Source organism: Jatrophihabitans sp., from assembly GCF_051960575.1.
Taxonomy (GTDB): domain Bacteria; phylum Actinomycetota; class Actinomycetes; order Mycobacteriales; family Jatrophihabitantaceae; genus JBQCEE01.
In genome coordinates, this window is sequence record NZ_JBQCEE010000286.1 from 1 (window position 1) to 9,003 (window position 9,003).

A 9,003-nucleotide genomic window follows, 5' to 3' on the forward strand; every position below is an offset into this window, starting at 1 on the left:
CATCCTCACGCCGGTGGTGCTCGTCATGCTGCTGGTCGTGGTCGGGTTCGGCCGCGTCAGCCACGCCCGGTCCCTGGTCGACCAGGCCGCCGCAGCCGCCGCTCGCGCCGCGTCCCTGGCCAGCGACCCCGGCGCCGCGGCGAACGCCGCCCGCAGCGAAGCCGCCGCCGACCTCGACCAGGTCGGCATCAGCTGCACCCACTTCGTCACCGACGCTGACGTCAGCGCGTTCCGCCCAGGCGGACAGGTCACCGTCACCATCACCTGCACCGCCTCCCTCGCCGGCCTCGCCATCACCGGCCTGCCCGGCCACACCACCCTGACCGGCTCGGCGACCGCACCCGTCGACGCCTACCGCACCCTCACCGGAACCCACCCGTGACCGGCCCGACCAATCCAGCCACCGACGCCCGGGACCGGGGCAGCGTCATGTTTTGGGTCATCCCGATCATGGCCGGCCTCATCGCACTCGCCGGCCTCGTCCTCGACGGCGGCGACGCGCTCGCCGCCCACCAGCACGCGACCGACCTGGCCCAGCAGGCCGCCCGCGCCGCCGCCGACGCCCTCCCACAACCAGGACTACGCGGCGCCCTCCCGGGCGACGTCACCCCACAAGCGAGCGCCGCGACCCTCGCCGCCCGCCGCATCCTCGACACCGCCGACGTGACCGGCACCGTCGACATCGCCGGCGACACCGTCACCGTCACCGTCACCGTCCACCAGGCCACGCAGATTCTGTCCCTGGTCGGGATCGGCGACCTCACCAGCACCGCGACCGCCACCGCGACCGCCCTGCACGGCACGACCAGCGGGGACCAGTCATGACCCGCCTCGCCGAACGGGCCCGGCAACTCGCGGCCCTCGTCGCCCTCGCCGCCCTGCTCGTCGGCGTGCCGATCGGGATCACCGCTCTCGTCGGCAACTCCGGACCGGCCCTCCGCGATCTGGCCGCCGGCCAAGCCACCGACCGGGCCGTCATCGCAATCCTCGCCGCCGTCGTCGCGCTCGCCTGGCTGCAGTTCGCTCTCTGCGTCGTCACCGAGACGCTCGGTCAACTCCGCCGTCGCGGCGACACCGGTCCGGCGCCAGTCGACCCGCGGGTACCGGGCCAATTCACCGGCCTCCCCGCGCTCGCCCGCACCCTGGTCGCCACCGCACTGTTCGCCGGCACGCTCGCCGCCGTCCTGCCCCGGCCCGCGCTCGCCGCCTCACTCCCGCCGCCTGGCCACCCCTACCAGCCTGTGACGGCCGCGGTCTTGACCGACCGGCCCCCAACCCGACTCATTCCCCAGTCGACCCGAACCCCGCCGCCGACCGGCGCCACCGGTCACCCGATCACCCAAGCCGGCACGCCGCCACACGCGCCCACCGCGGCGGGAACCGCTGTGCAATCGGGGGCGCGGGCCGCGACACAGGTCTACGTCGTCCCGGCCGACGGGGACGGCCCGGACACGCTGTGGGACATCGCCGACCAAGCCCTCGGCAGCGGCGAACGCTGGCACGAGATCTGGGACCTCAACCGCGGCCGCACCCAGCCTGACGGCACCTTCATGTCGCACGCCAGCCTGCTCCGACCCGGCTGGACCGTCCTCATCCCGGCCCCCGACGACACCGCGGTCGACACCGTGACCGTGCGACCGGGGGACACACTCACCGGGATCGCCAACAATCACCACGACTCTTTGACTCTGGTCTGGGACGCCAATGAAGGCCGCGTCATGTCCGACGGGCGGCTATTCACTGACCCCGACTTGATCAAACCCGGCGACACCCTCGTCCTCCCGACGCCGGCGACGACACCGAATCCGCCCGCAGGGTCACGCGCACCGCAGACACCGCACCGCGCACCGCATGACCACCACGAGGCGTCCGCGCCGGTCCATCCGACCTCCGCCGTGCCGCGCCCCGGCACCGCCAGCCGACCAAGCACGCCAACGGCAAGCGCTCCGACATCGAGCGCCACCAGCACGGGAACCACCGACTCGGGCACACGCACGGCAGCACGCGACCGCACGGCCGCTAGCGACGACACCGTCTGGTCATCACCGTGGGCGACGGTGTTCGGCGGCGGCGGCGGGATCGTCGCCGCCGGCGTCCTCACCACCCTCCTGGCACGTCGTCGCGCGGCCCGCCGCCGAATCCCGATCGGCCACGTCCGCGCGCAGCTCCCGCCACCACTCGCCGCGGTCGCGCACGCCGCCCACGTCCACGCCGCCACCAGCGACGGCGCCCTGGTCGACCTCACCCTCCGCGGCCTTGCAGCCGCCGCGGCCGCCGACGGCGGCACCCTGCCGGATATCGCGACCGCACGACTGATCGGCGACCGCGTCGAACTCGCCCTCGTCGAGCCGCATCCCCACGCACCACCATCACCATGGCAGGCCGACGAGTCGGGACTGTGCTGGTCCGTCCGTGCCGGCGACCCGCTGCCCGTCCCGGTCGTCGAAGCGGCCGCCCACCTGCACCCCTACCCGACCCTCGTCACGATCGCGGAAAGCCCACGACCAAGCAGCGACGACGAGACGCAGCCCGCGTCGAGTCATGACGTCGATGAACGCGACGTCGATCACCTCGACGGGCATCAATCCGACGGCAGGCACCCGCAGCGGTGGCTGCTCGACCTCGAACACGCCGCCGTGACGATCATGTCCGGTGACCCAGACCGCTGCCGCGACCTCGCGCGCTTCGTCGCGACCTCGCTGGCCGTCAACGACAACGCCGACACCGTCACCGTTACGCTCGTCGGCTTCGGCGACGATCTCGTCGGACTGAATCCGCACCGCCTGCGCCACTCGACCGACCTGCGATTCGCCGTCGACCTCCTCCAGGCCGCGCTCACGCACGCGTCCGCGGCAGCGCAGGATATGGACGCCCTCACCAGTCGGGTCACACATGTCGGCGCCGACTCCTTCATGCCGCATGTCCTCATCGCCGACCTCGACAACGTCGCTACAAACAGCGGCCCCGACGACATGACCGACGTACACGCGGTCCGCGACCTCGCCACCGCGCTCGCTGGAGGCGCCGGGCGCGTCGGAGTCGCCGTCGTGCTGACCGGCGGCGCCGCCGCGGACCTCGACATCGGAACGCATCTCGTCGTCGACGCCGACACGACGTTGCTGCTGCCGGATGCCGCCGTCCCGCTGCAGGCGCAGCAGATGCCGGCCGACATGGCCGCCGGCATCGCCGCCATGCTCGCCGCAGCCAGCGATGATGCGGCGATACCCGTGCCAAACGCGGCCGGCGACCAGCCCGCCGACCGCTGCAGCGACGCCAGCGGCGCCCTGCGCCGCGACCTCGTGCTGCCACGCACCACCGACCCCGCCGCCAAACCCACGCCTTCCGGCGACGAAACGCTGGGCGGCGGCGACGAGGAGGGCACGACGCTGCTGCCCGAGCCGGACACCCGCTACCTCCAAACGACAGCCACCACCCGAGTCGACCTCGAGACGATCAGTCCCCGCGTGCCGGCGGCCGTCACCAGCGCCGTCGAGCACGCCGTCGACGGCCTCGACGCCGACCTCGAGCGCTGGCACGCCGCCGACTGCGACCTCCCGCGGCTCACGCTGCTCGGCCCGATCGAGCTCCGCGCGCACGGCGAGCAGCCCAAGAACCGCCGCTCCTACCTCACCGAGATCGTCGCCTTCCTCGCCACGCGCCCCCACGGCGCCACCGCCGAGCAACTCGCCGCCGCGTTCAACCTGTCCATCCCCACGACGCAGGCCCGCATCCGGGAAGTCCGCGCCTGGCTCGGCCCCAACCCGCGCACCGGTCGGATGCACCTCCCTGACGCGCGCCGATCGGCAGCCGGCCGCCAGCGCGGCATCAACACCTACGAGCTCGAGGACCTGCTCGTCGACGCCGATCTGTTCTGTCGGCTCCACGCCCGCGGGCAGGCCCGCGGCGGCCACGCCGGCATCGCTGACTACGAAGCGGCGCTGCGCCTGGTCACCGCGCCGCCGTTCGACCAAGCCCGGCCCGGCGGCTACGAATGGCTCCTCGATGACCGCCACGACGAATACCTCGCCGCCGGGATCGAGAAGATCGCCCACACCGTCGCGACCTGGGCCCTCGAACAAGGCCAGCTCGATCGAGCCGAATACGCCGCCACCATCGCCATCAACGCCTTGCCCTACGCCGACACCCCCCGCCACGACCTCGCCGCCGTCCTCGACGCTCGCGGCCTCACCACCGCCGCTGAACGGCTCCTGCGCGACGACATCCTCAACCGCGACGACAACGGCGACGGCCCAGACGACCCGACTCCCCGCACCGCCGACATCATGGGCCGCCGCGCCCAAGCCTCCTGACCCTCCTGAAGCAGATGCAACGCCCCGCTTCAATGCAGCCTCCCGCTCGTGGTCTGGCGTCGGCTCGCGTCCCCCGACGGACGCCGCGAACAAGCAGGTCATCTCCAGCAGACAACCCGGGGTTGATGCTGCAAGCTCGGAGACGCTTCAGCTCATGTGCCAACCCGAGTTTGCCGCAGCGCTCCGAGCCCCCCAGCTACCGGCAATTCGTCCCGCCACGGAGCGCCGCGGATGGACCAGCGTCCCCGCACAGTGACGCAGTGGGCCGTCGACCGGAGACAAGATGCCACGGAAAGCTACGCGAAGCGGCCTGATCCTCCGCGACGATTACGGCGAACACGCTCGCCGCGACCGCACCACATCAGTGACCGCGGTTCGTCGGACGTCGTCCCGGAGCCCCGGTCGAGGACAGAGCCCGACCGGGGCGGCCGCAACACGATCGCAAGTCGCGCGCAACGTCTTGATCGCGCGGGACGTCGGATCCTGCTAGGGCCCGCAGCGAACAGCAGGCCCGCTTCAAGAGGCCCTAGTGGCCGTAGAGACCAGGAAGTCAGCCGGAGGTCTGTCCTGTCGATTAACACCCTTCCGACATCACTCCTCTCCAAGTGCACGACTTACTGACAATTTCAGTCACTTGAGTCTCTGTCAGAACGGAAGCCCAGCAAATATCGGGGTTGCTGCTGAGATCAAGCGGCGTGATGTCCGGTTTGTGGAGCCTGCTCAGCACACTGGAGAGACTCTGGATGGAGCCCGACGCCTCGCTACACTCCCCGGCGGCGACGCAGAAGGCCCCGCGCTTCACTCGCTCGGCCACGTACACCTAAAAGGCTGGGCGGTTGAGCCACTGGTTAGAGACCAGGTTGGCCCCCAACGCGATGGTGGGGCCTCGCGGCGGCCTGGCCGCCTTTGGAGTTGTTCGGCTTTCTCCGCCTTGCTTGGCACGCCAGCCGGCAGGACTCGTCGCCGGAGCCTCTGCCGAGGGACGTCAGCGAGCCGACGTCGTCCACCACCGGCTTGGTTGATCACGGGCGCGAAGTTGCTCGCCGGCTGCGAGGGATGATGCTCAATGCGTCCTCTCCACAAGCACGCAACTGGGCCTGCCTGCTTCGCACGAAGGTCAAGCACCGTGCGCAGTAAGACGACCTGGGCAAAACTGGGGAGACCCCTCTCGGATCAGTGGCTGGGGCCGCCGTAGAACCCGGCGGTGGCGCCGTCGGCGCAGCCGTGCACCCAGTCGGTGCGGTCGTTGGTCATCGGCTGCTGGGAGTCCAGCCGCGCGTATGCCTGGTCGCACAGGGCGTGGACGACCTTTCTGCCCCCGGGAGTGCCGGGTCCGGTGTCGGCGGGCATCAGGTTGGCCCAGTGCTGTTGGCCGTAGGCGTATCCGTCGCGGTAGACCGCCTGCTGGCCGATCGGGGCGTAGTCGCCTCCCGGTCCGGCGGAGGTGTCGGGGGTCGTGGGGACAGGTGATGGTCCGGGCGGGACAGCGGTCGCGGTCGCGCGGGGGGCGGCAGCGCTTCCCGGCGACGAGGCGCCGCCACCGTGGATGCGATTCAGAGCGTAGACATCCGCGACGGTCAGGCCCGGGACGGCCGCCAGGTAGTCGCGCGCGACGGCCGTCAGTCCCGGGTCGCCATCCTTAGCGCAAGAATCGGCGGCCTGGGTTCGGGCCTCGGCTTCGGCCTGTGCGGGCGGCTTGTAGGAGCCGAGGGCCTGCCGATAGATGTACGCCGTGTTGAGCGAGACCGTGCTCATAGGGTCGCTACTTGTGACGCCGAGTGATCCGAAGAAGTTGGCGATCACCTGATCGCTCGGCGCCTGCTGCCCGACGGGACTCAGCGCCTCGTAGGCGTGCACGAACGCAATCGCCTCGGCGATGCAGGCTCTGTGGCGGTCGAGCGGCTTCTCAGTCCGCGCGGGCGCGGGCGTGGCCGGGGAGGAGCTGCTGGCTCCGCAGGCGGTAACGCCGATGGTGAGGGCGGCGGCCGCGCCCACTGCGGCGGCCGCGCGGAGTCGGGTCCGGGCGCGGCTGCGCCACAGTTGGGGTCGTTGACTCACGCCGCGCTCAGTAGGTGCGTCGGCACTTCGCGGCAGCTTCCGGCGTGCGGTGCCGCACCGAGCAGCTGCCGTGGGTGTACGCCGGGGCGGTCGAGCGCTTGCGCGGCTTCGTGTTTAGCGAGCGCTGCATGCTGTAGACGGCGTTGTCGACCGGGTGCAGCGCGCGCCGAACCTGCTTGACCGACTTCGGCGTGACGGCGCTCTTGGCGGTACGGACCGGGTGCACGGCACGGCGCACCGATCGTGGCACCAGCATGCGCGAGAGGAAGCCCATGATCGGCACCGTAGAAGATCGGGGCCCTGGCAGCCAGCGCCAGCGGCGACAGACCGTGCTGCCCGTGAAGTGCTTGCGGTTGCGGCACTTCACGGCGATGCGATCATGTCGCCGTGACCGCCACGCCACCTCGCGCCCGACCGGTGCGGACGTGGCGGGAGGCCGAGGACCTGGCGGCCGAGTGGATGCGCTATCTGGGTTACGACGACGCGGCGATCACTGGTGGGGCGGCCGACGGCGGCCTGGACGTGGTGGCGACCGGCGCCGTGGCCCAAGTGAAATGGCAGGGCGCTGCGGTCGGACGCCCGGCCGTGCAGCGGCTTGTCGGCGCCGCACCGGTCGGGACCCGCGCCGTCTTGTTCTTCTCGTGGAGTGGCTACTCGAAGGGGGCGATCGAGTACGCCAACGAGCGCGACGTCGCCCTGTTCGATGTCGACGCCACGGACACCCTGACGACGCTCAGCCGGGCCGCCGACAGCGTGCTCGACCGCTCCGAGGCAGTCCAGCACCGGCGTGCAGCGGAGGCACAGCGTCGCGCCGAGGCCGCTCGAGAGGAACAGGCAGCAAGGGAGCGCCAGGCGCGCGAAGAGCAGGAACCGAGAAGGCGCGAGGAGGAGATCGCCGAGGCCGCGCTCCGCCGCCAGCGGGAAGAGCAATTCCGGGTAGCTAAGGAAGCAGCGGCACAGGGACTCCGGGACGAGCAGACAGCCATGGCGGCGCGCCGCCAGCAGCGCGAGGACCGGCGGCGGACCAGGTGGGCGATCGCGCGGGCGCTGTTCGGGCCGCTCGGAGTCGGGATCTTCCTGCTCCTGCTCGCGGCCGCCAGTGTCGCCAACGTCGTACGGCCTACGGGAGGCCACTCCAGAATCGCCTACGCCGTGGAAGCCGGCGTCTGCCTCCTTCTCGGCATCGGTTTGATCGGGCGCTGGTGGTGGCGGCGCCCCCGCGAGTACGGCGAAGTGCCGCTGCGGGCGTCTCGCGCTGTGGAGGCCCAGCCCACCGGCTCCGCGCGCTCGGTAAAGGATGCGCCGACACGCCCCACTAGATCCGCGATCCCACGGCAAACGCTCGCCGAGGCACGGGTCCGGCTTACGCAGTGCCAGTCCCGGCTCGACGAGCACCGAGCGCAGGTCGCCGAGGCGCAACGGCAAGGGCGCCCTTTCGATGCGCCTCGCGCCGCCGCTGACGAGACCGAACTGCGGGACGCGCTGCGGCGGGCAGAGAACGCCGTGAAGGCGGCCGCCGTCCGAGGCCGTCAGGCCGCGAATGGCACCCAGGATGGGGTGCGGTTGGAGTAGCCGACGTCCAACGCGGGTTGCAAGTCATGCGTGGGATCGGCCACCGGCTGCTGCCTGCTGTCGCCCCCGGCATGGGTCTTGTACGGGTGCGATCCTGGCGGCGTGACGCAACGAGCGGAGCTGGACGCGAAGCTGGAGTCGGTCAATGGCTGGGTGCGGGGCGAGTTCGGCTACGTCGACGACTTGATGGCCGGTGTCGGCGCTGATGGGCAAGACATCTCCGGGCCAGGCCGGTCCTACCGCCTCGACGGCCGGGTGGTGCTCACCGCCCACCCGAAGACCTCGCGCCTGATGCTCAGCTCGCCGCTGTGGGACCCGTCGGAGCTGGGCGCGCTGCAAGTCGCGCTGAGCCAGCGGAGGTCCGGCGCGTGGCTGACATACGAGCCGGGGACGGTGGACCGGGCGACGGTCGAGGCCCTCGTCGAGACCGCGCTGCACCGCCAGCCCGACACTGACGGCGCGCCGGGAGGGAGCAGGGCTGCGGCATTGGACGCAGCGCCGGACCCTGCGTTGACGCTGCTGCTCGGGCTGCTTCGCGCCTTCGCCCGGCACGAGCGCGACACTGGCGCGCCAAGCAGCGTCAAGGTGCTGCGCGAGGCCATCTTCCTGCACTGGGAAGCGCCGCGCCTGCCCGCCGGGGGCCGGTACTCGCCGCTGCTCCCGCACTCGCCGCAGGCCCGCGCCGTGGTGACCGACCAGGCCGCCCGGCGGCCCAGCGGACTCGTCTTCGAGCACGTCCACCCGATCAGCCTGCTGATCCGTTCGCTGCTGGCCGACCTGCCCGCCGACGAGGCCGCGCTCGGAGAGCGCCTCCGAACCAACGGGGATCACGTCGTACTGACACAGGATGAAGACCGGCAGCTCACGGCAGCCGGGTACCGCAACGCCATCCCGGAGTCGGGCGGGTGGGGCCGGTACGCGGCGCTCGGGCTGAGGCGCGAGGATTTCCGGCCGGTCGTCGGATCGGCCCAGTAGGTCACGTGGTGACGGCGCCGCCCTAACGGGATGCCTGCAAGCTGGCGGCGCCGGCTCATACCAGGCAGGTAGACCGGGGCGGCCATCC

At 71.6% G+C, this 9,003-nt stretch carries 7 protein-coding genes; 5 read left to right on the plus strand and 2 right to left on the minus strand.

The window, feature by feature from the left end; genetic code table 11:
* The 3 genes from ACTHMS_RS16160 to ACTHMS_RS16170 form a co-directional block, all read left to right on the plus strand.
* Positions 1 to 382, plus strand: a 382-nt coding sequence (locus ACTHMS_RS16160; RefSeq protein ID WP_440307694.1) for a TadE/TadG family type IV pilus assembly protein, incomplete at its 5' end; no start/stop codon positions are given.
* A 47-nt stretch (positions 383 to 429) separates the two neighbouring features.
* Positions 430 to 825 carry a hypothetical protein gene (locus tag ACTHMS_RS16165; RefSeq protein ID WP_440307695.1) on the plus strand — a complete coding sequence of 132 codons (396 nt, stop codon included), beginning with the start codon at positions 430 to 432 and terminating at the stop codon, positions 823 to 825.
* Positions 822 to 4,310, plus strand: a complete 3,489-nt coding sequence (locus ACTHMS_RS16170; protein WP_440307696.1) for a LysM peptidoglycan-binding domain-containing protein — start codon at positions 822 to 824, stop codon at positions 4,308 to 4,310. Before ACTHMS_RS16165 ends, ACTHMS_RS16170 begins: the two co-directional genes overlap by 4 nt.
* 1,173 nt (positions 4,311 to 5,483) lie before the next feature.
* On the opposite strand, the gene ACTHMS_RS16175 is transcribed toward ACTHMS_RS16170, so the two are convergent.
* Together ACTHMS_RS16175 and ACTHMS_RS16180 are read right to left on the minus strand one after the other, a co-directional pair.
* Positions 5,484 to 6,305, minus strand: a complete 822-nt coding sequence (locus ACTHMS_RS16175; RefSeq protein WP_440307697.1) for a hypothetical protein — start codon at positions 6,303 to 6,305, stop codon at positions 5,484 to 5,486.
* Positions 6,306 to 6,375: 70 nt separating this feature from the next.
* Positions 6,376 to 6,735, minus strand: a complete 360-nt coding sequence (locus ACTHMS_RS16180; RefSeq protein WP_440307698.1) for a hypothetical protein — start codon at positions 6,733 to 6,735, stop codon at positions 6,376 to 6,378.
* Positions 6,736 to 6,755: 20 nt separating this feature from the next.
* Here ACTHMS_RS16180 and ACTHMS_RS16185 point away from each other — a divergent pair, with 20 nt between their 5' ends.
* Both ACTHMS_RS16185 and ACTHMS_RS16190 read left to right on the plus strand, forming a co-directional pair.
* Complete coding sequence (locus ACTHMS_RS16185) at positions 6,756 to 7,940, plus strand: restriction endonuclease (protein WP_440307699.1); 1,185 nt, start codon at positions 6,756 to 6,758, stop codon at positions 7,938 to 7,940.
* Positions 7,941 to 8,042: 102 nt separating this feature from the next.
* The gene (locus ACTHMS_RS16190; protein WP_440307700.1) at positions 8,043 to 8,915 is read left to right on the plus strand and encodes a hypothetical protein; all 873 of its coding nucleotides are present in this window, start codon (positions 8,043 to 8,045) and stop codon (positions 8,913 to 8,915) included.
* Positions 8,916 to 9,003: the final 88 nt, after the last annotated feature.